The 24,891-nt window shown below is 59.9% G+C and carries 27 protein-coding genes; 20 read left to right on the top strand and 7 right to left on the bottom strand.

Translation table 11 applies throughout. From position 1 onward, the window contains the following. The first annotated feature begins 13 nt into the window (after window positions 1-13). The 6 genes from AB4N91_RS02535 (at window position 14) to AB4N91_RS02510 (ending at window position 6,876) form a co-directional block, all read left to right on the top strand. A complete protein-coding gene (locus tag AB4N91_RS02535; RefSeq protein ID WP_010457990.1) occupies window positions 14-490 on the top strand; it encodes a formate dehydrogenase subunit gamma in 477 nt (158 codons plus the stop codon). Further along, window positions 487-2,019, top strand: coding sequence for a formate dehydrogenase beta subunit (locus AB4N91_RS02530; protein ID WP_460112093.1), 1,533 nt, complete (start codon window positions 487-489; stop codon window positions 2,017-2,019). The genes AB4N91_RS02535 and AB4N91_RS02530 overlap by 4 nt, the downstream gene beginning before the upstream one ends. Continuing rightward, window positions 2,016-4,898, top strand: a complete 2,883-nt coding sequence (gene fdhF / locus AB4N91_RS02525) for a formate dehydrogenase subunit alpha (RefSeq protein ID WP_102593560.1) — start codon at window positions 2,016-2,018, stop codon at window positions 4,896-4,898. The genes AB4N91_RS02530 and fdhF overlap by 4 nt, the downstream gene beginning before the upstream one ends. Next, window positions 4,895-5,116, top strand: coding sequence for a formate dehydrogenase subunit delta (locus AB4N91_RS02520; RefSeq protein WP_010457997.1), 222 nt, complete (start codon window positions 4,895-4,897; stop codon window positions 5,114-5,116). Before fdhF ends, AB4N91_RS02520 begins: the two co-directional genes overlap by 4 nt. Before the next feature lie 783 nt (window positions 5,117-5,899). Continuing rightward, the gene (locus AB4N91_RS02515) at window positions 5,900-6,364 is read left to right on the top strand and encodes a hypothetical protein (RefSeq protein WP_460112092.1); all 465 of its coding nucleotides are present in this window, start codon (window positions 5,900-5,902) and stop codon (window positions 6,362-6,364) included. Between the two features lie 146 nt (window positions 6,365-6,510). Beyond that, window positions 6,511-6,876: a hypothetical protein gene (locus AB4N91_RS02510; protein WP_010458003.1), complete on the top strand. Its 366-nt coding sequence runs from the start codon at window positions 6,511-6,513 to the stop codon at window positions 6,874-6,876. A 177-nt stretch (window positions 6,877-7,053) separates the two neighbouring features. Here the strand turns inward: AB4N91_RS02510 and AB4N91_RS02505 are convergent, their stop codons facing one another. Genes AB4N91_RS02505 through AB4N91_RS02495 form a run of 3 tightly spaced genes read right to left on the bottom strand, consistent with a single transcriptional unit; the run spans window position 7,054 to window position 9,499 of the window. Beyond that, window positions 7,054-7,422, bottom strand: coding sequence for a PH domain-containing protein (locus tag AB4N91_RS02505; protein WP_083375797.1), 369 nt, complete (start codon window positions 7,420-7,422; stop codon window positions 7,054-7,056). Between the two features lie 38 nt (window positions 7,423-7,460). Continuing rightward, entirely contained in the window at window positions 7,461-8,792 is a 1,332-nt protein-coding gene (locus AB4N91_RS02500; RefSeq protein ID WP_282411008.1) for an ATP-binding protein, read from the bottom strand. Then, entirely contained in the window at window positions 8,789-9,499 is a 711-nt protein-coding gene (locus tag AB4N91_RS02495) for a response regulator (RefSeq protein WP_460112091.1), read from the bottom strand. The genes AB4N91_RS02500 and AB4N91_RS02495 overlap by 4 nt, the downstream gene beginning before the upstream one ends. A gap of 166 nt (window positions 9,500-9,665) precedes the next feature. On the opposite strand from AB4N91_RS02495, the gene AB4N91_RS02490 reads away from it, so the two are divergent. From AB4N91_RS02490 to AB4N91_RS02455, 8 genes are all read left to right on the top strand, one after another. Then, window positions 9,666-10,457 carry an MlaA family lipoprotein gene (locus AB4N91_RS02490; protein ID WP_010458011.1) on the top strand — a complete coding sequence of 264 codons (792 nt, stop codon included), beginning with the start codon at window positions 9,666-9,668 and terminating at the stop codon, window positions 10,455-10,457. Beyond that, window positions 10,447-10,710: a hypothetical protein gene (locus tag AB4N91_RS02485; RefSeq protein WP_010458013.1), complete on the top strand. Its 264-nt coding sequence runs from the start codon at window positions 10,447-10,449 to the stop codon at window positions 10,708-10,710. The genes AB4N91_RS02490 and AB4N91_RS02485 overlap by 11 nt, the downstream gene beginning before the upstream one ends. Before the next feature lie 105 nt (window positions 10,711-10,815). Beyond that, the gene (locus tag AB4N91_RS02480; protein ID WP_010458015.1) at window positions 10,816-11,178 is read left to right on the top strand and encodes a hypothetical protein; all 363 of its coding nucleotides are present in this window, start codon (window positions 10,816-10,818) and stop codon (window positions 11,176-11,178) included. Between the two features lie 114 nt (window positions 11,179-11,292). After that, entirely contained in the window at window positions 11,293-13,215 is a 1,923-nt protein-coding gene (locus AB4N91_RS02475) for an alkaline phosphatase D family protein (RefSeq protein ID WP_460112090.1), read from the top strand. Window positions 13,216-13,229: 14 nt separating this feature from the next. Beyond that, a complete protein-coding gene (locus tag AB4N91_RS02470) occupies window positions 13,230-13,739 on the top strand; it encodes a P-loop NTPase family protein (protein ID WP_154912465.1) in 510 nt (169 codons plus the stop codon). 12 nt (window positions 13,740-13,751) lie between these two features. Then, on the top strand, window positions 13,752-14,207 hold the full coding sequence (locus tag AB4N91_RS02465; protein ID WP_154912464.1) for a bleomycin resistance protein: 456 nt from the start codon (window positions 13,752-13,754) through the stop codon (window positions 14,205-14,207). 152 nt (window positions 14,208-14,359) lie between these two features. Then, window positions 14,360-14,614, top strand: coding sequence for a type II toxin-antitoxin system prevent-host-death family antitoxin (locus AB4N91_RS02460; RefSeq protein ID WP_154912463.1), 255 nt, complete (start codon window positions 14,360-14,362; stop codon window positions 14,612-14,614). Beyond that, window positions 14,611-14,865 carry a Txe/YoeB family addiction module toxin gene (locus tag AB4N91_RS02455; RefSeq protein WP_077749362.1) on the top strand — a complete coding sequence of 85 codons (255 nt, stop codon included), beginning with the start codon at window positions 14,611-14,613 and terminating at the stop codon, window positions 14,863-14,865. Before AB4N91_RS02460 ends, AB4N91_RS02455 begins: the two co-directional genes overlap by 4 nt. Window positions 14,866-14,873: 8 nt before the next feature. On the opposite strand, the gene AB4N91_RS02450 is transcribed toward AB4N91_RS02455, so the two are convergent. Further along, window positions 14,874-16,049: an acetylornithine/succinylornithine family transaminase gene (locus AB4N91_RS02450; protein WP_460112089.1), complete on the bottom strand. Its 1,176-nt coding sequence runs from the start codon at window positions 16,047-16,049 to the stop codon at window positions 14,874-14,876. A gap of 102 nt (window positions 16,050-16,151) precedes the next feature. On the opposite strand from AB4N91_RS02450, the gene AB4N91_RS02445 reads away from it, so the two are divergent. The 3 genes from AB4N91_RS02445 to AB4N91_RS02435 all read left to right on the top strand — a co-directional run bounded on the left by AB4N91_RS02445 (window position 16,152) and on the right by AB4N91_RS02435 (window position 18,543). Continuing rightward, window positions 16,152-17,057 carry a LysR family transcriptional regulator gene (locus tag AB4N91_RS02445; protein WP_077749364.1) on the top strand — a complete coding sequence of 302 codons (906 nt, stop codon included), beginning with the start codon at window positions 16,152-16,154 and terminating at the stop codon, window positions 17,055-17,057. A gap of 71 nt (window positions 17,058-17,128) precedes the next feature. Next, window positions 17,129-18,142 (top strand): sensor domain-containing diguanylate cyclase, encoded by a 1,014-nt coding sequence (locus tag AB4N91_RS02440; protein ID WP_460112088.1) that lies wholly within the window; start codon window positions 17,129-17,131, stop codon window positions 18,140-18,142. After that, window positions 18,139-18,543: a GNAT family N-acetyltransferase gene (locus AB4N91_RS02435; RefSeq protein ID WP_172791617.1), complete on the top strand. Its 405-nt coding sequence runs from the start codon at window positions 18,139-18,141 to the stop codon at window positions 18,541-18,543. The genes AB4N91_RS02440 and AB4N91_RS02435 overlap by 4 nt, the downstream gene beginning before the upstream one ends. A 12-nt stretch (window positions 18,544-18,555) precedes the next feature. On the opposite strand, the gene msrA is transcribed toward AB4N91_RS02435, so the two are convergent. The 3 genes from msrA to msrB are packed head-to-tail and all read right to left on the bottom strand — an operon-like array spanning window position 18,556 to window position 21,620. Beyond that, a complete protein-coding gene (gene msrA / locus AB4N91_RS02430) occupies window positions 18,556-19,263 on the bottom strand; it encodes a peptide-methionine (S)-S-oxide reductase MsrA (protein WP_077749367.1) in 708 nt (235 codons plus the stop codon). A 31-nt stretch (window positions 19,264-19,294) separates the two neighbouring features. Further along, window positions 19,295-21,058: a cytochrome c biogenesis protein DipZ gene (locus AB4N91_RS02425; RefSeq protein WP_460112087.1), complete on the bottom strand. Its 1,764-nt coding sequence runs from the start codon at window positions 21,056-21,058 to the stop codon at window positions 19,295-19,297. A 43-nt stretch (window positions 21,059-21,101) separates the two neighbouring features. After that, window positions 21,102-21,620, bottom strand: a complete 519-nt coding sequence (msrB, locus tag AB4N91_RS02420; RefSeq protein ID WP_077749381.1) for a peptide-methionine (R)-S-oxide reductase MsrB — start codon at window positions 21,618-21,620, stop codon at window positions 21,102-21,104. 152 nt (window positions 21,621-21,772) lie between these two features. On the opposite strand from msrB, the gene AB4N91_RS02415 reads away from it, so the two are divergent. The 3 genes from AB4N91_RS02415 to AB4N91_RS02405 are packed head-to-tail and all read left to right on the top strand — an operon-like array spanning window position 21,773 to window position 24,807. Further along, on the top strand, window positions 21,773-22,489 hold the full coding sequence (locus AB4N91_RS02415) for a response regulator transcription factor (RefSeq protein ID WP_010458041.1): 717 nt from the start codon (window positions 21,773-21,775) through the stop codon (window positions 22,487-22,489). After that, entirely contained in the window at window positions 22,486-24,003 is a 1,518-nt protein-coding gene (locus AB4N91_RS02410; protein WP_458724895.1) for a sensor histidine kinase, read from the top strand. The genes AB4N91_RS02415 and AB4N91_RS02410 overlap by 4 nt, the downstream gene beginning before the upstream one ends. Before the next feature lie 60 nt (window positions 24,004-24,063). Then, window positions 24,064-24,807 carry a DUF72 domain-containing protein gene (locus AB4N91_RS02405; RefSeq protein ID WP_460112086.1) on the top strand — a complete coding sequence of 248 codons (744 nt, stop codon included), beginning with the start codon at window positions 24,064-24,066 and terminating at the stop codon, window positions 24,805-24,807. Window positions 24,808-24,891: the final 84 nt, after the last annotated feature.

Here is a 24,891-nt window from a genome sequence, read left to right as displayed (position 1 = left end):
TGAGGAATGCTGTATGCCTGATGAGATGTTGCAATTGCCTATGGTCAACAGCGTGCTGGAGCGCCACAAAGGCTCTGCGGGTGCACTGTTGCCCATCCTTCATGAGATTCAGGCCGGTATCGGTTACATCCCCGATGCCGCCATCCCCGAGATTGCCCACGCGCTCAACCAGAGTCAGGCCGAGGTTCGCGGGGTGATCAGCTTTTACCATGACTTCCGTACCGCGCCGCCGGCCCGGCATATCCTGCGGTTGTGCCGGGCTGAGTCGTGCAAGAGTCGTGGCGCCGAGCAGCTCGCCGCGCAGTTGCGTGATCGCCTGCAACTGGATGATCACGGCAGCAGCGCCGACGGCAGCATCAGTTTGCGTCCGGTGTATTGCCTCGGTGCCTGCGCCTGTTCGCCGGCGCTGGAGCTGGATGGTCAGGTGCATGCGCGGCTCAGTGCCGAGCGTCTCGATGCTTTGCTCGACGCTTGCCGGGAGGACGCATGAGCCTCTATCTACCCTGTGATTCTCTTGCCCGTGCCGTGGGTGCCGATGCGGTGGCGTCTGCCCTTGCCGGTCAGGACCTGCAACGCACCAGCTCTCGCGGCCTGTATTGGCTGGAACCCTTGCTGGAAGTGGACACCCCGCAAGGCCGTATCGGCTTCGGCCCGCTGACCGCTAGCGATGTGCCGTCGGTGCTCGATGCGCTGCAAGGCGACCCGTCCTCGCACCCACTGGCCTTGGGCCTGGTGGAAGAATTGCCCTATCTGAAATCTCAACAACGCCTGTTGTTCGCTCGCGCCGGCATCACCCGGCCGTTGTCGCTGGACGATTACCGGGCCCACGGCGGTTTCGAAGGTTTAACGAGAGCCGTGACCGTTGGCGGTGATCAAACCGCAACGGAAGTGTTCGATTCAGGCCTGCGTGGCCGTGGCGGCGCAGCGTTCCCCGCCGGGATCAAATGGCGCACGGTACGCGCCACCCAGGCTGTGCAGAAATACATTGTGTGCAACGCCGACGAAGGCGACTCCGGCACATTCGCCGACCGCATGTTGATGGAAGGCGATCCCTTCCTGCTGATCGAAGGCATGGCCATTGCCGGCATCACCGTCGGCGCCAGCTACGGCTACATCTATGTGCGCTCGGAATACCCACAGGCCATCACCACGCTGAACGAGGCGCTGGAGATTGCCCGGTCCAACGGTTACCTCGGGGCCAATGTCGGCGGCAGCGGCTTGGCTTTTGATATGGAAGTGCGTGTCGGGGCCGGCGCTTACATCTGCGGTGAGGAAACCGCGTTGCTGGATTCGCTCGAAGGCAAACGCGGGGTCGTTCGCGCCAAGCCGCCGATTCCCGCGTTGAAGGGCCTGTTCGGCCTGCCGACGCTGGTGCACAACGTGCTGACCCTGGCCTCGGTGCCGCTGATTCTGGCCAAGGGTGCGCAGTTCTATCGCGATTACGGCATGGGCCGTTCCCTAGGCACGATGCCCTTCCAGTTGGCGGGCAATATTCTTCACGGTGGCCTGGTAGAACGGGCCTTTGGCCTGACGCTGCGCGAACTGGTGGAAGACTACGGCGGTGGCACCGCCAGTGGTCGACCGCTGAAAGCCGCACAGGTCGGCGGCCCGCTCGGCGCCTGGGTGCCGCCGTCGCAATTCGACACGCCGCTGGATTACGAAGCCTTCGCCGGTATCGGCGCGATGCTCGGTCACGGTGGTGTGGTGGTCGCGGACGACAGCCTGGACATGGCGCAAATGGCGCGTTTCGCCTTGCAGTTCTGCGCCGAGGAATCCTGCGGCAAATGCACGCCCTGCCGCATCGGCTCGACCCGCGGCGTGGAGGTGATCGACCGCCTGTTGGCCGCGCCGGACCAAAGTGGTCGCGATGAGCAGGTCATCATCCTCAAGGACCTGTGCGACACGATGCAATACGGTTCGCTGTGCGCCTTGGGCGGCATGGCCCCCTTTCCGGTGGTCAGCGCCCTCAAGTACTTCCCCGCCGACTTCGGTCTGCAATCTTCGGAGGCCGACCAATGATTACCCTCTTCGACCCGAAAACCGATATTGATCTGGGCACCCCGGCCCGCGACAGCGACGTGCAGATAACCCTGAGCATCGACGGGCGCAGCATCAGCGTGCCCGAAGGCACTTCGGTGATGCGCGCCGCCGCGTTGATGGGCACGACCATTCCGAAACTGTGTGCCACTGACAGCCTCGAAGCCTTCGGCTCCTGCCGCATGTGCCTGGTGGAGATCGACGGCATGCGCGGCTATCCCGCGTCTTGCACCACGCCGGTCACCGAAGGCATGACCGTGCACACCCAGACGCCGAAGCTCGCGACCCTGCGTCGCAATGTCATGGAGTTGTACATCTCCGATCACCCGCTGGACTGCCTGACCTGCTCGGCCAACGGCAACTGCGAGCTGCAAACCGTCGCCGGTCAGGTTGGCCTGCGGGAAGTGCGTTACGGCTATGAAGGTGACAACCATCTGGCCGACGTGAAGGACACGTCCAACCCTTACTTCGATTACGACCCGAGCAAGTGCATCGTCTGCAACCGCTGCGTGCGTGCCTGCGAAGAAACCCAGGGCACCTTTGCCCTGACGATTACCGGACGCGGTTTTGAATCACGGGTGGCGGCGGCCGGTGGCGATAACTTCCTCGACTCCGAATGCGTGTCCTGCGGCGCTTGTGTGCAGGCTTGCCCTACGGCGACGCTGATGGAAAAAAGCGTGGTCGAACTGGGTCAGCCGGAGCACAGCGTGATCACCACCTGCGCCTATTGCGGCGTGGGCTGCTCGTTCCGCGCCGAGATGAAAGGCGACCAGTTGGTGCGCATGGTTCCGGACAAGAACGGCCAGGCCAACCATGGCCACTCGTGCGTCAAAGGGCGCTTCGCCTGGGGCTACGCTACCCACCCGGATCGCATCACCAAACCGATGATCCGCAAACACATCAACGACCCGTGGCAGGAAGTCAGCTGGGATGAAGCGGTGACTTACGCCGCCAGCGAATTCCGTCGGTTGCAGCAAAAGTACGGCCGCGATTCCATTGGTGGCATCACCTCCAGCCGCTGCACCAACGAAGAAACCTATCTGGTGCAGAAACTGGTGCGCGCTGCGTTCGGCAACAACAACGTCGACACCTGTGCGCGGGTCTGCCACTCGCCGACCGGTTATGGGCTGAAACAAACCTTGGGCGAATCCGCCGGCACCCAGAGTTTCGACTCGGTGATGCAGGCCGACGTGATCCTGGTGATGGGCGCCAACCCCAGCGACGCCCACCCGGTGTTCGCCTCCCAACTCAAACGCCGCCTGCGTGAAGGCGCACGCCTGATCGTCATCGACCCACGGCGCATTGACCTGGTGGACGCGGTGCATGCCCGCGCCGAACTGCACCTGGCCCTGCGCCCGGGCACTAACGTCGCCATGCTCAATGCGTTGGCCCACGTCATCGTCACCGAAGGTTTGCTCGATCAGGCGTTTATCGACGCCCGTTGCGAGGGCAGCGATTTCGCTCGCTGGAGCGAGTTCGTCAGCCGTGCGGAACACTCGCCGGAAGTCCTCGGCCCGATCTGCGGCGTCGCCGCTGCCGATATCCGCGCCGCCGCTCGCCTGTATGCCGGTGCCGGCAATGCGGCGATCTACTACGGCCTGGGCATCACCGAACACAGCCAGGGCAGCACTGCGGTCATGGGCATCGCCAACCTCGCCATGGCCACCGGCAACATCGGCCGCGAAGGCGTGGGCGTGAACCCGCTGCGTGGGCAGAACAACGTCCAGGGCTCCTGCGACATGGGTTCGTTCCCCCACGAATTGCCCGGTTACCGGCACATCTCCAACGAAGTGGTACGGGCGCAGTTCGAACAGGCCTGGAACGTCACCTTGCAACCCGACCCGGGCCTGCGTATCCCGAATATGTTCGAGTCGGCGCTGGCCGGCAGTTTCAAAGGCCTGTATTGCCAAGGCGAAGACATCGCCCAGAGCGACCCGAACACCCAGCACGTCACCGCAGCCCTGTCGGCCATGGAATGCATCGTGGTGCAGGACATTTTCCTCAACGAAACCGCCAGGTTCGCTCACGTGTTCCTGCCGGGCAGCTCGTTCCTGGAAAAGGACGGCACCTTCACCAACGCCGAGCGGCGTATCTCGCGGGTCCGCAAGGTCATGGAACCGCTGGGCGGCAAGGCTGACTGGGAAGGCACAGTGGCGCTGGCCAACGCCTTGGGCTACCCGATGAACTACACGCATCCGTCGCAAATCATGGATGAAATCGCCAGCCTGACGCCGACGTTCACCAACGTCAGTTACGCCGCACTCGACAGCCACGGCAGCCTGCAATGGCCGTGCAACGCCGAGGCGCCGGACGGCACGCCGACCATGCACATCGATCAGTTCGTGCGCGGCAAAGGGCGCTTCATGCTCACCGGGTATGTGCCCACCGAGGAGAAGGTCAACAATCGTTATCCGCTGCTGCTGACCACCGGGCGCATCCTCAGTCAGTACAACGTCGGCGCTCAGACACGGCGAACCGAAAACGTCGCCTGGCACGATGAAGACCGCCTGGAAATCCACCCGACCGACGCCGAGAGCCGAGGCATCAACGAAGGCGACTGGGTCGGCATCGGCAGCCGCGCCGGTCAGACCGTACTGCGTGCGCGGGTCACCGAGCGGGTCGCGCCGGGCGTGGTGTACACGACGTTCCACTTCCCGGAATCGGGGGCCAACGTCATCACCACCGACAACTCCGACTGGGCTACCAACTGTCCGGAGTACAAGGTCACGGCCGTGGAAGTCAGCCGCGTCTACCACCCTTCCGAGTGGCAAAAACGCTATCAGGCCTTCAGTGATGAACAGGACCGTCTGCTCAAGGAACGCCGGCATGCCCGTGGCGCCAAAGCGGAGGTGCGCCGATGAGTACGGAGAACCTGATCAAGATGGTCAACCAGATCGCCCTGTACTTCGCCACCGAACCGGACCAGCAAGCGGCCGTGCTCGGTGTGCGTAATCACCTGCAGATGTACTGGACGCCGGGCATGCGCAAGGAATTGCTGGCCTGGCAGACAGAACATCACGGGGCGGATTTGCATCCGTTGGCGCAGGCGGCGGTCAGTGGTGCGGGGTGGGAGGCTTAGGTTCACACAAGCTCAAGATCGACCGAAAAACCTGTAGGAGTGAGCCTGCTCGCGATGGCGTCAGATCAGTCAGCAACAATGCTGAATGTACTGACGCCATCGCGAGCAGGCTCGCTCCTACAGGGGTTTTGTGAACTGACTGACATCCGGGATGAACCACGGGTTTTTCGGCGCCTTCGATCACTCAGCTCACAGCAAATGATTGGAAATCAAAGTCGATTACTCGAGCGTGGCGCGCTTCACCCAAGTACAGCGTCGAACGCCCTGGATATTCAGTGAGTGACGAAATGTGGGTTAAGCCGTTTTTCCTGCGTGGGCCGTCGTGGTCACCAGAATCCGCGCCCGCTTCGGACGTAATGGCCATAGGACATTATTTCAATTGCGCCCTCCGTACTGCCTCTGCTAGATTTCTCGACAGGCACGAATCTCAAAATAGTCGCCACTGATCCACGCACTTCGTTAAAAAACCACATAAAGGACTAACAATGGCTCGCAACAAAGCAAGGGACGACAAATTTTTCAATTGCGTACAAGAGTTTGAGGACGACTACGTTTCCAGCCACTACGGCACGAACAAGGGAACAGTAAAATCCTTCCTCAAAGACTCATGCAAAACAGGTGTTATCAATTACAGCACCCATGAGTCAGTCTACAAACTGATTGAGGAAAAACTGGGATACCCGGTTCCATCCTCACCAAAATAAACTTGTAGACATTTTAAAAATCGCACCTATAAAAAACCAAACTGCCAGTTTCAGTTCAATCACGTCAAGGATGAAAACAATGAAAAAGTATCTTCTGCTCGCCGGTGTACTTCTCGCAAGCCAAGCGCATAGCGCGCCAAGCTATGTTGTTGACCTTAAACTCATCACACCGAAGCGAACAACTTCAGACCGGATTGACTCTAACGCTCCGTACTATTCAAAAGAAGGTCAGACGCGTAATTACGTAGAACTTGTTTGCGAAGAGAATAAAAAAATCCTGCGTTCCACACCTGTATTTGATGGAACTACCATAGATGGACTATCAAAAGAAAACGAGCTTTCCATTATCATTGAAAGTTCGACCGTGATCGACAAAAGCGAAGAAATCGGCAAAATTAGCAAGTCCCAATGCATCACTATTCGCCCCGACATAAAAACAAATAAGCTCACCGCAAAAATCCCTTTGACGGCTACTGCAGAGTCTAAAAAGATCGATTTAGGCGACGGCTACAGCATCCAGTATGAAGTGCATCAAAAACACTAACCCGGGTTGAATAAACCCCGAGCTTTCGGGGCTTTCGGGGCTTTCAATGCTCAGTGCTTGGCGGGCGAACAACGCGGCAGCCACTGCATCCCCCTCCAACACAGTGGATCGTTTCCTGGGCAGGTCACCAAGGGATGGAATAAATAATGCTGTTCGACTGGCTGGTTATTTACGCTGCGTGGGCGGGAATGTGGGTTTGGGTGGTGCGCGCTCGCGGCACCATGAATGTGTGGCTTGCCAATCTCGCGGGCTTCGTAGGTGGCTGTATCGTCGCAATGATCGTGGAGTACCTGACTCGCGTCGCCAACGGGGATGCCCCACCGAACGCTCCCTATATGTTGTTCTCGATCATGGCCGCGCTTGGCACGTTAGTCGGAACATGGATGTGGCTCATCGCAAGGCTTCAACAGCCGGAAAACCTGTTCCTGCGCCATCTGTTCGCTGGGGCAGTCAGTCTCGTCACCGGCTCGATTGCGCTCAATTTGGCGTGGACGCATTTGGTTTCCGGATGATGAAGGCGCTGAAAAAGAAAACGGTATGTACAGCGATCATGCGAGCCAGTGCTGATCGACATTTGATGTTGGCTGATCTGCGCTATCGCGAGCAGGCTCGCTCCTACAGGGGGGGGTGTGTAACTGACTGACATCCGGGATGAGCCCCGAGTTTTTCGGGGCCTTCGATCACTCAGCTCAGAGCAAATGCTTGGAAATCAGTTTCGAAATTTCCACCATCGATGTCTTCCCGGTGAACTCGAACTTCACCTTCCCCAGCGACGAAAAATAAATCTCCAACTCCGAATCCAGGTCAAACGTCCCCGACGTTTCCACCGAATACGCCACGATGTTTTTGTACGGCAACGAGGTGAAGTCTTTCTTGCTGCCGGTAAGGCCCTGGACGTTGACCGCGATGATCCGCTTGTTGGTAAACACCACGCCATCTCGCATGGATTTGTAGGAGTCGATCACCTGTTCCCCGTCCAGTAGCAGCGCGGTGACGCGTTCGGCGTATTCGTCGTTTTGCTTGAGTTTGAAGAAGCCTTTGTTGTTGAAATCAATCATCTGTCATTCCCTGTTTTTCAAATGGACACCTGGGCCGGTTAAACGGGCAACACCACCAACGCCTCCAACCCGCCCTTCGACCGATTCCGCAGTTTCAATTCCCCGCCATGTTCCAACACTATCGCCCGCGCCGCCGATAATCCCAAGCCCACACCGCCGGTGCTCTTGTTGCGCGATCCTTCCATGCGAAAGAACGGCACAAACACTTGTTCAAGGCTGGCCTGCGGAATACCCGGCCCGCGATCCAGTACTTTGATCCGCACTTCCCCAGCATCAGCAATCAACTCAATCGCCGGCTCACTGCCGTACTTGATCGCGTTATCCAGCAGATTGGTCATCACCCGCTTAAGCCCCAGCGGCCGCCCGAAATACACCCACCGCGTCGGCCCGACGTAGGCGATCTCAACCCCCTGATCCCGGTAATCATCCAGCAACGTTTGCAGCAACTCGGCCAGATCGAACTGGGTCGCCGGTTCAAGCCGCGCATCATCCCGGAAGAATTCCAGCGCCGAGTTGATCATCGCCTGCATTTCATCCACATCACGAAACAGCCGCTGCTGTTGCTCGCTGTCTTCGATGAATTCCCCGCGCAAACGCATCCGCGTCAAGGGCGCGCGCAGGTCGTGGGAGATGGCGGCGAGCATTTGGGTGCGGTCGCGAATGAAGTGTTGCAGTTGGGCCTGCATGGCGTTGAACGCGAGGATCGCCTGGCGGATTTCCTGAGGGCCTAGCGGTTCGATCGGCGGGGCGCGGAAGTCCACGCCGAAACGTCGGGCGCCTTCGGCGAAGTGTTGCAAAGGTGTGGCGAGGCGGCGGGTGGCGATCAGCGCGACCAGGGCGGTGGAGATCAGCACCAGCAGGATGACGATCAGGTAGCGCGGCGCTTCGTCCAGGCCCCAGCTGCGCGAGGGGGCGGAGAACATGACCCAGGTCGCGTCCGGCAGCTGGATCAGCAGCGCATAACGGGCGTCCGCCGAGGGCTCCGTCCAGTCGGCCGGCTCGTAGGTCTGGATTCGTGCGGCAAACTTAAGCAACGGATGCAGGATGGTCGAGCCGATTTCGGAATCCAGGTCCTCCACCGTCGGCAGATTGAGCTCACGTCGATCAAGGTGCCAACTGACGATGAAGCCCTCATCGCTGACGGCGTGCGCCAGTTGGCTGCGCAGCGGCGCCGGGGCGGCCTGGATGATGCGGGTGATGGCGGCCATTTTGTCCAGCAACCCGGTTTCGGTCAGCGGTGGGCGCGCCCACACACCCGCCAGTTGGATAAACAGCCCGTTGAGCGCCAATGAAATCAGCATCGCCAGAATGATGGTCAAGGCGATCCAGCGCGCCACCGTGTCCCGGCGAATCCGCTTCAACCAGCTCATCGCCGGGTCACGCTGGGGGTGAACAGATAACCGCCATTGCGCACCGTGCGAATCATCGCCGGGCGTTTGGTGTCGGATTCGAGCTTGCGTCGCAGGCGGCTGACTTGCACATCGATGCTGCGATCAAACGCGTCATGGCAATGCCCACGCGCCAGGTCCAGCAACTGCTCGCGGGTGAGGATGCGTTGAGGGTGTTCGACGAAGACCAGCAGCAAGTCGAACTCACCGGCCGACAGCGGGATCATCACGTTGTCCGGCGAGCGCAGTTCACGGCGGGTGACGTCGAGGTGCCAGTCGGCGAAGTCGATCAGCGGCCGTGGGCGCTCCGTCACGACCGGCCGGCGTTCGTCCACGCGCCGCAGCACGGCGCGCACCCGGGCCAGCAGCTCGCGGGCGTCGAAAGGTTTGGTCAGGTAATCATCGGCGCCGAGTTCGAGGCCGACGACCCGGTCGCTGAGTTCGCCCATGGCGGTCAGCATGATCACCGGCATGGCGTAGCGAATCCGCAGTTGCTGACACAGGATCAATCCGCTGTCCCCCGGCAACATCACGTCAAGAATGATCAGGTCCGGCGGATGGCGCTCGATGGCCGCCCACAGCGACGCGCCGTCGGTGGCGACCTCGACGCTGTAGCCGTGCTGCACGAAGAATTTTTTCAGCAGATCGAGGACTTCAAGGTCGTCGTCCACAATTAAAAGGCTGTTCACCGAAGGTCACTTAAGGGGCGAATGGAGCCGCCATCTAAAACCATTCCCGGCAGCGCGTCATATATTTCAATCCTGCAATAAAGCGTCAGCACCGCAATAAACCAGACATCTTTGTGCAAGGCCTGGGGCTCAGCATCTCGGCGAATTCCTCCCGAGACTTGCGTCCATGTTGCCTTTCAAATGTGCTCCCTGGCTGGTCCGCAACACATCGATGGCCGTGCTGGCCGCCGGGCTGGCGGGTTGCAGCAGCCAACCGCCGGCGTCCGCCACCGTGACGTGTGCCGAAATCAGCTATTCGGTGTACGACCCGGCGGAACCGTTCAACCGCGGTGTCTTTGCCTTCAATCGGGTGGCCGATGACTATGCCCTGGCGCCGGTCGCCCGTGGCTATCGGTACTTGCCGGACTTTTTCCAGACCGGTGTGCACAACTTTGTCGCGAACTTTGGCGAGCCCAAGGTCTTTATCAACGACCTGCTGCAAGGCAACCCGATGCGCTCGGTCAATACGTTGGGACGTTTCGCGCTCAATACCACCGTGGGCGTGGTGGGCTTGATCGATGTGTCCGGCATGGCCGGCATCCCGCGTCACAAAGCAGATTTCGGCCAGACCTTCGGCGTGTGGGGCATCGGCAACGGTCCGATCGTCGAGCTGCCCTTGTTCGGCACCTCGAACAGCCGCGATGCAGCCGGGCGAGTGCTGAGTTTTGTGGTCGATCCGTTCGGCAGCAACAGCGATACCGTGGACACGCTGTCCACGATCAACACGGTCGGCGGCATCGTCGATGGTCGAGCCGAAGCATTACCGCTGACCGACAGCCTGCAAAAATTGCCGGATTACTACAGCGCCTTGCGCAACGTGGTCGCCGAGCATCGAGCCGCTTATGTGGAGGATGGCAAACAAGGCTCAGCGCAAACAACCCAACCTCAATGCGAAGGAGTACCGACCGATGGTTTCTGAAAGCAATCATTTGACGCTGCAACAGCGAGTGACCCGGCACGACGCGGTTAATGTGCACTGCCGGGAAATCACCCTGCGCCTGTCACCGGACTGCCGCCAACTGGTGCTCAGCCGCTACACCGAACACTACGGCCCGGCGGTGGTGCGCTGGATCGAGCGCAGTCATACGGTGTCGCTGAGCGAGCTGTTTCGCTGGCTGGTGGCCAACGGGGAAACCAGTGTCACGAGGGGGGACAGCCTTTCGCTGCCTTGATGAATCGCCCGTCTCACTTCAACACCACGCCACTGATTTGCTATCGTGCACGCCATCGCCCCACCTCAAAGAACAATGGACGCCATTGTTACCAAGGAAGAATGAATGGTTCTCGTCGCAATATTGGTGTTCTTGGCTGCGTCAGCGGGGATCTGGTTCTGGATAGTGAGGAACCGTGGCAGCTTGTATCTGTGGTTCGCCAACCTGGCAGGTGCTCTGGCCAGTTTGATTGTCGCGACGATCGTGCTGATGTTCATGAGCCCCGATGAGACAAAAACACGACCCGCTTACTTTCTCTATACGATCATGGCGACCTTTGGCGTCTTCTTCGGAACATGGCTCTTCACAGTCGCCAGGTTCAAGCAGGATGAGTATCCGGTCGGGCGCCATTTGATAGCCGGAGCTTGCAGCCTGGTGACGGCATTCCTGACGTTTGTGATATGCGCAGTGATCATTGATGGCAAATGAGCACTGCCCGGCTCGGCTTTACAATTTCAGCAGCAAGCCAGTAGCCATCAGATAATCCCGGGCGCTGCCTGCGCTATCATCGCGCGCTCTGTGCACCAAGAGTCTTGAACCTGCATGTCCATGTCTTCGCCATTCCCCGACAGCTATCGCTCTCTGCCACCGGTCCTCGCCGGCCCGCTGTTGCGGCGTCTGGAGCCCACGCGTCTGGTGCTCTGGCTGGTAGGAACCCGGGCATTGTCGCTGACCTTGCGCCTGCAAGGTGTCGGCGACATTCGCCTCGATGCCGGGCAATGCACGGTCATTCCGGTGGGCAAGCATGCCTTCGTCCACCTGATCGATGTACCACTGGCGACCGCCCTGCCCTGCGACACCCTGATCGACTATGACTTGCTGATAGATGACGCGGCGACCAGTATTGCCGACTGGGCGCCTCATCTGCTGTACGGCGAAGCCCGTTGCCCGAATTTTGTTTTGCGTTCGCGCATCGATCAGTTGATGCACGGTTCCTGCCGTAAACCTCACCACCCGGCAGCCGACGGTTTGCTGTGCGTCGATCGTTTTCTGGCGACAGAACATGCCGCGACGGAGCGCCCGGCCCTGCTGATGATGAGCGGCGATCAGGTGTACGCCGACGATGTCGCCGGTCCGATGTTGCGGGCGATCCATGCGCTGATCACTCAACTGGGGCTGTTCGAAGAACGCCTCGAAGGTGCGGTGGTCAGCGACAGCGCCAAACTCTACGAACACCCTGCCAGTTATTACCATCGTGCGGATTTGTTGCCGGCGCTTGAGAGCAACAAAACCTTGCGCGAGCGATTTTTCGGCGGAGCGCGCAAGCCGATTTTCACCAGCAGCAGCGCCGACAATCACCTGGTGACATTCGCTGAAGTCATGGCCATGTACCTGTTGGTCTGGTCGCCGACTCCCTGGACGCTGATCGCGCCACAACCGCCAGCGCTGACGCCCGAAAGACGCAAGCGTTATGCCCTTGAACAGACGCGTATCGATGACTTCAAGGGGGGCCTGGGGGATGTCGCGCGGGCCATGGCGCATCTGCCGTGCCTGATGATTTTCGACGACCATGACATTACCGATGACTGGAATCTGTCCGCGCAATGGGAGGAAACGGCCTACGGCCATCCGTTCTCCAAGCGCATCATCGGCAACGCGCTGCTCGCCTACATGCTGTGCCAGGGCTGGGGCAACAACCCGGATGCGTTCGGCGACGTGCTGGAAAAAGCCCGATTATTGAGTGCCACGGGGCACGACGATTATCTCGACAGCGACGTCCAGGACGCTCTGATCGATGAGCTGCTCGGCTTTCAACACTGGCATTACGTGCTGCCGACCACTCCGGCGCTGGTTGTCATCGACACCCGCACCCGACGCTGGCGCAGCGAGATGAATCTCAAGCAACCCTCGGGTCTGCTGGACTGGGAAGCGCTCAGCGAACTGCAACAGGAACTGCTCGATCACCCGTCGGCGATCATTGTTTCGCCAGCGCCGATCTTCGGCGTCAAACTGATCGAAACCGTGCAACGCGTCTTCAGCTGGTGCGGTTATCCGCTGCTGGTCGACGCGGAAAACTGGATGGCCCATCGCGGCGCGGCCCAGGTGATCCTGAACATTTTCCGACACTCGCGCACACCGGGTAACTACGTGGTGCTGTCGGGCGATGTGCATTATTCCTTCGTCTACGAAGTCCTGATCCGACACCGCCAGGCCGGTCCGAGGATCTGGCAGATCACCAGCAGCGGCATCAAAAACGAATTCCCGCCCACGCTGCTCGAATGGTTCGACCGCCTCAACCGCTGGCTCTACTCGCCGCGCTCGCCGCTCAATTGGCTGACCAAACGCCGTCGCATGCGCATCATCCCGCACATCCCTGAACATGCCGAAGCGGGTGAACGGCTGTGGAATTCGGCAGGGATCGGCCAAGTGTTCTTCAATGAAAAGGGACAGCCGCAGGAAATCTTTCAGCACAACTCAAACGGTGCACCGAAGACGCGGATGATTGCGCCCGACACAGACGACTGAACGTGTGAGCCACCATGAACCTCACCCGAACCCTGATCATCGGCAACTCTGGTGCGGGCAAAAGCTGGCTGGCTAAACGACTGGCCGAACACCTGCATGCGCCGTGGACTGATCTTGACCGCGTCCACTGGCTGTCGGATGAAAGCAGCATCGCCCGCTCTCGCTCCGAAGCATTGGGCATGGCGCGCGTGCTGGCCGATGAAGAGCGCTGGGTGATTGAGGGTGTTTACGGCTGGATCGTCAGCGAACTGATCAACCGTGCAACAGCGCTGGTCTGGCTGTGTGTTGACGACGAAAGCTGCGTCGCGAATATTCGTCAGCGAGAAAACCGGCAGGACAACGACGAATTGCTGATCGCGTTGCTGGAATGGGCCGGCAGTTATCGTGTTCGCAAAGACTCCAGCGGGTTTTCCGCACACCGGCAGCTGTTCGAAGGGTTCAGCGGTTCAAAAATCAGACTCAGGGATCGGAGTGAAATCGCGGCCTTCGTGAACACTCTTCCCGACTCATCTCACAGCGTTTGAAAAAGGATTGGTATGTTTGCACGGAGCAAGTTAGTCCCCGAACTGATGGTCACCGACATCAAGAAAAGCCTGCATTTCTGGACCTCGCTAATCGGTTTCAAGATTGCCTACGAGCGCCCTGAAGCGGGTTTCGCCTACCTCGATAACAACGGCGTGCAAATCATGCTGGAGCAATACGCTCCAGACGAAGGCCAGTGGATGACAGGAGCATTAGAAGCGCCGTTTGGCCGGGGCATCAACTTTCAGATCACTGTTGATTTTGTCGAGCCGATACTCAAGCGATTGGCGCATGTCGAATGGCCGCTGTTTCGTCCCTGCGCCGATGTCTGGTATCGCGCTGATGCGGTGGAGGTCGGGCAACGTGAATTTCTGGTTCAGGACCCGGATGGGTATCTGGTTCGGTTGGTGGAGAGTTTGGGGGAGCGGGTGTGTTTGTCCGTAGATCGGATCGCGGGCAAATCGGATTAGGATTACATCGGTCTCGGAAACGTCTTGAAGAAGCTTCGGCGATACTCAGTGCAAGCGTAGACACATCGTCTGCGTAACGACCACTCGGAAGTATCGCCTTGTCAACCTGTACTCATTTCTGTACGTTCTTTGCATCGAGCGAGGACTACAACATGCAAACTATCAACTACACCACCGCACGGGCCCATCTGGCCGAAACCATGGATAGGGTCAATGAAGACCGTGTGCCGTTGCTGGTTACTCGCCAGAAAGGCGAACCCGTAGTGATGATGTCTCTGGCGGAGTACAACGCTCTCGAAGAGACCGCCTATCTGCTGCGCTCCCCCGCCAATGCTGAGCGCCTGATCAAATCGATCAGCAACTTGCGTGCAGGGAAGACCCAATCCAGGCAACTCATCGAAGAATGAATATTGAGTTCACTCCCGAAGGTTGGGACGACTATTTGTGGTTCCAACAAAATGACAAGGCCGGACTCAAACGAATCAACCTGCTCATCACAGCTATCCAGCGTGAACCATTCGACGGGCTCGGAAAGCCTGAGCCGCTCAAACACAATTTGAGCGGCTTTTGGTCACGTCGAATTACTGCTGAGCATCGTTTGGTCTACGAGGTCGATGAAGGTGAGATTCGCGTCGTGATGTGTAGATATCACTACTGAACACGATCTCAGGATGTTCTCATCGCCCGACAAACCCCTCTGACAATCATCTCCACTTCCCGCTCATCAATCGTCAGCGGTGGCAGCAGGCGGATGGTCTTGCCCCGTGTCACGTTGATCAGCAAGCCGTGGTCGCGTGCCGCGATCAGGGTCAGGTCGCGGATCGGTTGCTTGAGCTCGATGCCGATCATCAAGCCTTGGCCACGAATCGCCAGGACGTTCGGGTCGTCGGCCAGTTCGGCGCGCAGTCTGGCCAGCAGGCGTTCCCCCTGAAGCCTGGCGTTTTCCAGCAGACCTTGTTCTTCGATGATGTCCAACACCGTGCAGCCGACCCGACACGCCAGCGGATTACCGCCGAAGGTGCTGCCATGGCTGCCGGGGGTGAACAGCTCGGCGGCTTTGCCCCGGGCCAGGCAGGCGCCAATGGGGATACCGTTGCCGAGGCCCTTGGCCAGGGTCATGACGTCCGGGACGATGCCTTCGTGTTGGAAGGCGAACCACTGGCCGGTACGACCGATGCCGGTCTGGATTTCGTCGAGCATCATCAGCCAGCCGCGCCGATTGCACAGTTCGCGCACGGCTTTCAGGTAGCCGGGGGGCGCCAGCTGGACGCCGCTTTCACCTTGAATCGGTTCCATCAGAATCGCCACGATGCGCGTGCCATGGGCTTGCCGCACTTTGTCCAGCGCGCTGAGGTCGCCGAAGGGCACTTTGACGAAGTCGCCGGGCAACTCGTTGAACCCCAGGCGCACGGCCGGGCCGTCGCTGGCGGATAAGGTGCCCAGCGTCCGGCCATGGAAGGCGTTTTCCATCACCACCACCAGCGGCTGCTCGACACCTTTACGCCAGCCATAAAGCCGTGCGAGTTTCAACGCGGTTTCATTGGCTTCGGCACCGGAATTGTTGAAGAACGCCCGCTCCATGCCCGACAACTGCGTCAGTTTCTGCGCCAACCGCTGCTGCCAGTCGATGCTGTAGAGGTTGGAGGTATGCAACAGCAGCCCGGCCTGCTCGCTGATCGCCGACACGATTTTGGGATGAGAGTGGCCGACATTGGTCACCGCCACACCCGCCACCGCATCCAGATACTCACGTCCCGCCTGATCCCAAAGTCGAGTGCCCAGGCCTTTGCTGAAACTCAGGGCCAGGGGTTGGTAAGTGGTCATCAGGCAAGCGGCGGTCATGACATCAAGCTCCATCAATTGTCGGTGTTTTTGCAGTATGGTTAGCCACCTGAGCTGGATAAACGCTGCAACACTTCAATCATCTTAAAGCTGAGCTTGATAATGGATTTATTCCAGGCAATGACGGTTTACGTCAAAGTGGTCGAAGCCGGGAGCATGACGGCCGCCGCACAGCAGTGCGAAATGTCCACTACCATGGTCGGCAATCACCTCCGCGCACTGGAGCAACGTCTGGGTGTGCGTTTGTTGAATCGGACGACGCGGCGCCAGCGTTTGACGGAGTTCGGCTCCGCCTATTACCAGCGCTGTCTGGAGGTGTTGGGATTGGTGGAGGATTCCGAGCGGCTGGCCGAACAAAGTCAGGACACACCGAGCGGGACCTTGCGCATCACGGCCCCGTTGACCTTCGGCACTGAAAAGCTTGCGCCGGCACTCAGCGAGTTCACCCTGCGTTACCCGCAAGTCAAGCTGGACGTGGTGCTCACCAACGGGCGGCCCGACCTTCTCGAAAACGGCCTCGACGTGGCGTTTCGCCTGGGCGCAATCGAACCGTCCAACCTGATCGCCCGCCCGCTCATCGACTACACGCTGACCATGTGCGCCTCGAAGTCTTATCTGGCACGCCGGGGCACACCGGAAAAACCCGAAGACTTGCAACAGCACGACTGCTTGTCCTTTGCCTACCCGGTCGGCGATGACTGGCAATCCGTGGAAAAGCAATGGCGGCTGAGCGGGCCGGAAGGCGAAGTCATGGTGGCCGTCAGAGGACCGATGCTGATCAACAGCTCGGCCGGGCTGCACCAGGCTGCTCGAACCGGGATGGGCATCGTGATGTTGCCCGATGCGCTGGTCGAGCAGGATTTGCTGAGCGGAAACCTGGTCGCGCTGATGCAAGACTATCGACTGCCCAGCCGGCCGATGCACCTGGTGTACGCCCAGGATCGCTACCGCTTGCCGAAATTGCGTCGCTTCGTCGACTTCGCCATGCAGATGTGGGCCAAACACTAGCCGGGGCAATACACCATGCACTAATCTCCCGGCTGACGGGTCACTTTGATATCAGTGCAAGGAGAGCGGTGATGGGTGAGGCATCAAATATCGAGCCGTTGAAATTCAATGTGTCGGATTTGAACGAGGACATGCTGCACACCATTCTGGAACTGGTCAGTGACGGCATTTGGGACTGGAATGCCAACACCGGGTTCGTCTACCGCAATCCCGGGTGGTACGTGATGCTCGGCTATGCTCCGCACTCCCTGGACAACACCGTGTTTACCTGGGAAAACGTGATGCACCCCGACGATTACCCGCGGGTGATGGCGTTGTTTGATGCGTACCTGAATCAACACACGGCGGGCTATCAAGCCGAGTATCGCTGCCGCAAGCAGGACGGCAGTTATATCTGGATCGAAGATCGCGGCTACGTGCTGGCACGCAATGCCGACGGATCGGTCGCGCGGATGGTCGGTGCGCACCGCAGCATCGAAGACAAGAAACGCCTCTTCGAGGAGATGGAGCGGCGCAATCAATCCCTTGAAGCCATCGTCGAAGAACGCACCCGTGAGTTGTCACGGGTCAATCAGCAGCTGCAAATTCAACTGGAAGAAAATCGCAAACTGGCGGAAACCGATGCGCTGACATCGATCGCCAATCGCTATCGCCTGGAAAAAACCCTGCCTCAGGAATGCGAGCGTGCCCAGCGCTTTCGCCAGCCGCTGTCATTGATCGCCATGGACATTGATGACTTCAAGAACATCAACGATCACTACGGCCATGCCCTGGGAGACGCGGCATTGGTGCATTTCGTCAAGACCGTGAACCGCTGCGTGCGCTACGGCGATCTACTGGCACGCTGGGGCGGTGACGAGTTCATCCTCATCCTGCCCAATACCTCGCTGGCCGACGCCCGATCCTTCGCCGAAAAGATCCGCCAAGGCCTCTCAAGCATGCCGCCTGTGGGTGAGTTCCATGTGACCATGAGTTTCGGGGTGGTCCAGCGCTTTGAAGAAGAGCAACAGACCGGCCTTCTGGCCAGGGCCGATCAGGCGCTGTATCGGTCGAAAGTGGCGGGCAAGAATGTGATTTCCGGGTGAGCGCCGTCCTGCATGTCCGCGATGTACTGCCCTCGGAAGCGGAATCCGTGCGGCTGTTTCTTGAGCAGAACGGATGGGCCCACCGCTTGGGATCAACTGAACATTTTGCGCAGTTGATCGCCAGCTCCCAACGTACCGCGCTTGCCGTGAAAGATGCCCAGATCGTCGGGTTTGCCCGTGGCATCACCGACAGCCTATCCAACGGTTATCTGTCTATGGTTGTCGTGTCCGGACAGCATCGACGTGAAGGCGTTGGCCGGGCGCTGGTCGAGCATGTCATGGGCGAGAACACCGACATCACCTGGGTTCTGCGCGCAGGCCGTGAAGGCGCTTCGGAGTTCTTCTCGCGCCTGGGTTTTGAACCGTCGAGCATCGCGATGGAGCGCCCGCGCAGTCGATAGCCAAAACGCCCTTCACATCCCCGCCTTCACCAGCACCGGTTTCTCCTGATACCGATCCGGGTACAGCTGCTTCAGCTGCGCGACTTTCGGCAGGTCGTTGATCACGATGTATGGATACGTCGGGTGCTCGGTCAGAAAGTCCTGATGTTCCTCTTCCGCCGGGTAGAAACCGTTGTAGGTTTCCAGCTTGGTGACAATGGGTTTGGTGAACGAATGGGCGGCGTCGAGCTGGGCAATGTAGGCCTGGGCGACGCGCTGCTGTTCCGTGTTCGCCGGGAAAATTGCCGACCGATACTGCGTGCCGCTGTCGGGGCCCTGGCGGTTCAACTCGGTGGGGTTGTGCGCCACTGAGAAATAGATTTGCAGCAAGGTGCCGTAGCTGACCTGCGACGGATCGAAAGTGACTTCGACCGATTCCGCATGACCGGTATCGCCGTCGCTGACACGCTCATACCGGGCGGTGCTGGCTTCACCGCCAGCGTAACCGGAGACGGCTTTTTTCACGCCTTTGACATGCTGGAACACCCCTTGGACGCCCCAGAAGCAACCGCCGGCGAAGACTGCGGTTTCGCTGTGGGCCTGGGTGGTTTCATCCAGGGCAGGCGGCGGGATAATGACTGCCTCTTCAGCAGCGCCGAAAGAAAACGCCGAGCATTGGCCAATGACGCCTGCAGCCGCCAAACCCAACAAGGTACGGCGCCAGGTAACCGGGATTTTCATGAGTCTGACTCCTGAACAAATGATAGGGCGATCAACCGAACGTAAACGCATACGCCGACACACCCGGATCGAGAAACTCGATGCTGAAAGTGCGGTCCGTCACGCCGCCGTTCTGGCGCACCAATTGATACAACCGTTGCTCGGTAACGCTGCCGCTGCCATCGGGGGCGACGTCGGTACCGTGGGCATCGCCGGGGGCTTTTCCGTCGATCAGCACTTTGAAGCGCACCGGTTTGCCGTCTGCGTCGGGGCCCAGTACCAGGTGCAAATCGCGCGCGTGGAAGCGGTAGACGATTCGGCTGGCCGGCGCGCTTGAAATCGCGCGCTCCGAACCGACGTTCCATTGACCGTCCAGGCCCCAATCGTTGAGTGCCAATTGCGTCGGCGTGCTGTACGCCGACACCTTGTCCGGCACCAGACCGGTTTGCGGCACGAAGTGCTCCGCACGCTGGTAGCCGACATAGGTTTCCGGCGACTGGACTTCATTCATGTCCGGGGCCAGTTGAACCCCGGTGGCATCGGCTGTGATCAGCCCATCGGCGACTTTTGAGGCGCCCGCTTCACGCAGCAGCTGCTGGATGACGCGTTCCGATTCGGCGTATTCGCCTTCACCGAAGTGGTGATAACGAATGCGCCCCTGCGCGTCGGCAAAATAGTGAGCCGGCCAGTATTCGTTGTTGAAGGCACGCCAGATCTTGTAGTCATTGTCGATCGCCACCGGGTAGTTGATGCCCAGGTCTTTCATGGCTTTGGTGACATTGCCCACATCCCGCTCGAACGCGAATTCAGGCGCATGAACACCGATCACCACCAGCCCCTGATCGCGGTACTTCTCGGCCCAGGCTTTGACATACGGCAAGGTGCGCAGGCAGTTGATGCAGGAGTAAGTCCAAAAATCCACCAGCACGACCTTGCCCTTCAATGCCTGTGCGGTCAGTGGAGGCGAATTGAGCCATTGCACGGCGCCATCCAGCGGCGGGAGGTTGCCCTCAATCGGCAATGCGCCTGGCGCTTTTGCTGACATTTTCATCGCCCCGCCAGCGGCCATCATCGCCCCGCTGTTGTTCGGTGATTTGCCGGCCAAACGGCCCACCAACGCCTGCTCGAGGCCGCCGGTGGAAGCCGTCGAAACCCGCGCCAGGATGCCAGTGTCCAGCCCGAGGGCAATCGCCGCCACACCGGCCAACATCGCCGCGCCCAAACCTCGACGGACCCATTCACCCGCGCCGATCGAGCGCTTCATCGCCGCGAAGACTTTACCGCCCAGCAACAACGCCACGGCGAGGGAAGTGGCGGCACCCGCGGCGTAAGCCAGCAACAGCAACGTGGTGGCGATGCTTACCCCTTGCAGCGCCGCCCCGGTCAGCAACAGGCCGAGAATCGGCCCGGCACACGGTGCCCAGAGCAGGCCCGTGGCGACGCCGATCAGGAACGAAGCGCCGGGACGCGGACGAGCATCGGCGCCCGCGGCTTCCGACAGTCGGCTGCCGGCCGCCACCAGTGGGCGCGTCAGGCGCTCGGCCAATCGAGGCAGCAGCAGCGTCAGCCCGAACAGTGCCACGAACAGCAACGCGAGCCAGCGACCGTACTGATTGACTTGCACCACCCAGCCGCCGCCCACCGCCGCCAATGAGGCGACGAGCGCGAAGGTCACCGCCATCCCCGCCAACAGTGGCAAGCCACTTTTCATAAACGGCTGCCCGGTGCGAGCGAAGACAAAGGGCAATACCGGCAGAATGCACGGGCTGACAATCGTCAGCACACCACCGAGATACGCGAGAACCAGAAGCCACATAGCATCGACCTGCAATAAATGAGTGAAAGGAAGTGCCCATGGGTCACGCCGCCCCGGGCTCGAAGGTCATCGCCAGACCGTTCATGCAGTAACGCAGGCCGGTCGGCTTGGGCCCATCGTCGAAGACGTGGCCCAGATGCCCCCCGCAACGCCGGCAGTGGACTGCTTCGCGCAGTACGCCGAAGGAACGGTCCTGACGGGTCGCCACCGCCTTGTCCAGTGGCGCCCAGAAGCTGGGCCAACCGGTGCGGCTGTCAAACTTCGTGTCGGATGAGAACAGCGGCAAATCACACCCGGCACAGGCGAAAATTCCCTCGCGATGCTCGTTGTTCAACGGGCTGCTGTAGGCCCGTTCGGTGCCTTCTTCGCGCAGGATTTCGTACTGCTCGGCACTGAGCATCGCGCGCCATTCGCTGTCACTGTGAGTCACCTCGAACACCTCCGACGCACTGGCCTCGCTGACCAGCGCCGAATGGGCGGCAAATTTTGGCAACACACCGATCACCAGGGCTGCAGCGCCCAGCCCGCCGCTCGCTACAAGAAACTGTCGCCGTGAAAACATGGCCATCTCCAAAATTCCAGGTGCCTGATAGGGAACACAGCCTAGGCTTGGGTTGATCGCCAAATCCTCACGGACAGTTAAACAATTCGTGATAACTCGCCCCGGGGAAAACCCGCACAATGTGCCCATTGCGCTACAAAGGATTGAGCTTTATGGAACAGACCAAACGTGTCCTGGTGGTCGAGGACGACCTGCACATCGCCGACCTTATCTGCCTGCATCTGCGCGATGAGCAGTTCGAGGTGGTGCACTGCGCCGACGGTGATGAGGGTATGCGACTGCTGCAGCAAGGAAGCTGGGACGCACTGATCCTCGACCTGATGTTGCCCGGCGTCGACGGCCTGGAAATCTGCCGTCGGGCGCGGGCCATGGCCCGCTACACACCGATCATCATCACCAGCGCCCGCTCCAGTGAAATGCACCGGATCCTGGGGCTGGAACTCGGTGCCGACGATTACCTGGCCAAGCCTTTTTCAATGCTTGAGCTGGTCGCCCGGGTCAAAGCCCTGCTACGACGTGTCGACGCCATGGCCCGCAACCTGAAAATGGACGCCGGCAGCCTGATCACCAACGGCCTGTCCATCGACCCGATCACCCGCGACGTGTCCCTCGACGGTCGTCGCCTGGACCTGACACCTCGGGAGTTCGACCTGCTGTATTTCTTCGTCCGCCAGCCTGGCAAGGTGTTCTCGAGGATGGACCTGCTCAACGCGGTCTGGGGCTACAGCCACGAAGGCTACGAACACACGGTCAACACCCACATCAATCGTCTGCGGGCCAAGATCGAAGCCGATCCGGCACAACCTGCGCGCATCCTCACGGTATGGGGTCGTGGCTATAAATTCGCGGCCAAGGAGGAGCAGCCATGAGGCTGACCCTGACACAGCGCCTGTCCCTGGTGTTCGCCATTCTGTTGCTGGTGTGCTGTGGCACCTCGGCCTGGATGCAAGTGCGCTCCAACAAAATGCACGAACTGGAGGTGGTTCAAGGGCTGTCGCGTGATCTCGCCCAGCACATCGCCCGCGACACTGTGCTGATGGACACCAATGGTCTGATGCCCAATGCCGTGCGCGAATTGTTCAGCAAACTCATGCTGGTCAATCCGAGTGTCGAGGTCTATCTGCTTGATAACGAGGGGCTCATTGTCGGCAGCGCCGCCCCCGAAGGCCGGATGCGTCGGGATCGGGTCGATCTGGCACCGATCCAGCGCTTGCTCAAGGGTGAGGCGCTGCCGGTTCTCGGCGACGACCCGCGCAGCGTCGACGGACGCAAGGTGTTCAGCGCAGCGCCGTTGCAGGTCAACGGCAAGCCGGAAGGTTACCTCTATGTGGTGTTGCTCAGTGAAGAACACGACCGCTTCGCCGAACGCGGTGCCACCAGCGCCGCGCTCAATACGGCGCTGCTGTCTATCGGTCTGGTGGCGTCGTTGTGCCTGATCGCCGGCCTTGCCGCATTTGCCCTGATCACCCGACCGTTGCGTCGATTGACCGATCGAGTCAGCCAGTTCGACATCGACGGAGTCCCCTCCACACCGCCCGCATCGGACCCGGTAGAAAAAGCATCGAGCCACGATGAAATAGCCGTACTCGACGCCGCTTTCCGCCAGATGCAAACCCGTCTCGGCGAACAATGGCGCTCGCTGACTCGCCAGGATCAGGAACGCCGTGAATTGGTGGCGAACATCTCCCACGACCTGCGCACACCGCTGGCCTCGCTGCACGGTTATCTGGAAACCCTGTCGCTCAAGGACGCCACGCTGTCCCCCGCCGACCGCCGTCGCTATCTGGGCATCGCCCTGGATCAAAGCCGCAAGGTTGGCGGCCTGGCGCAATCGCTGCTGGAACTGGTGCGGCTGGAACACGGTTTCGTGCAACCGGTGCTGGAGCGTTTCTCCCTGACCGATCTTGTGCAGGACATCTTCCAGAAGTTCGAACTCACCGCCGAAGCGCGCCAGATTGAACTCAAGGCCAACTTCGCGCCCAACGTCTCGGCCGTCTGCGCCGACCTGGGGCTGATCGAACGTGTGCTGACCAACCTGTTCGACAATGCCCTGCGCGATACCCCGCAAGGTGGAGAAATCGAACTGAGCCTGCGACCTCAAGGGCCCTTTATCGAAGTCACCGTCAGCGACACCGGCCCCGGCATCGCGCCCGAATTGCGCGAAGGTTTGTTTCTGCGTCCGTTCAACATTGGCGGTGCCCGGCGCGATGGCGGGCTGGGGCTGCGCATCGTGCATCGGATCCTGCAACTGCACGGTCGCGAGATTCAGTTGATCGACGTTCCGGGACGGGGGGCGACTTTCCGTTTCTCCTTGCCGGTGGATGAGCAAACGGCCGAAAAATGGGCCGTTCGCTCGATGAACCTGAATTCGATGGGGAAATAGCCCGGTTTCAGCGGTCACAGCTTTGAACCCGATACCCGATGCTGAGGCGAGAAAACGTTGATGACGGCCACGACGCCCTTGTATATCGGCTGCGCCGGATGGAGCCTGCCCCGTGAGCAATGGAGTGCTTTTCCCGACGAAGGCACTCACCTGCAACGGTACGCGGCACAGCTGATGTGCGCGGAAATCAACAGCTCGTTTTATCGACCACACCGCCCGGCAACCTATGCGCGATGGGCTGAAAGCGTGCCGGAGAATTTCAGGTTTTCAGTCAAAGTCCCCAAGCAGATCACCCACGAGGCTCGCTTGGTGAATGGTGAACAGTTGATCGATGACTTTATTGAGCAATGCATCCACCTGGGCCCGAAGCTTGGCTGCCTGCTGATCCAGCTTCCGCCCTCCTTGCCCTTCGACGTCAACACGGCCGAAACCTTTTTCGCCACCTTTCGTTCGCGCTACACAGGCTTCGCCGTGTTTGAACCCAGGCACGTCAGCTGGCAAACAGCCGAGGCGCAGGCGCTGCTGATGGAGCATCGAATAGGCCAAGTGGCAGCCGATCCTTCGCCACTGCCCAATGGCGATGTACCCGGTGCCTGGCCGGGCATCCGCTACTACCGATTGCACGGGTCGCCGCGAATCTACTATTCAAACTACGAGAAACCATGGCTTGAAGACCTGGCTCGAACGCTACACCCCCAAGCCGACGGCGTTCCCACCTGGTGCATCTTCGACAACACCGCCAGTGGTGCGGCGACCGCCAATGCGCTGGAGCTTCAGCGAATGACATCCCAGCGCCAAAAATGATGACCAACCGCCTGTTCATCCGTGACAACTCGGGTCAGGTCCAATAGATTAGGCGGCCTGAAAAGGCCCTGTGCTTTCTCGCCT

The sequence above is a fragment of the Pseudomonas sp. H3_D04 genome (assembly GCF_054669175.1).
The sequence above is the reverse complement of the archived record's forward strand: the minus strand, read 5'-3'. Positions and strand labels throughout refer to the sequence as shown.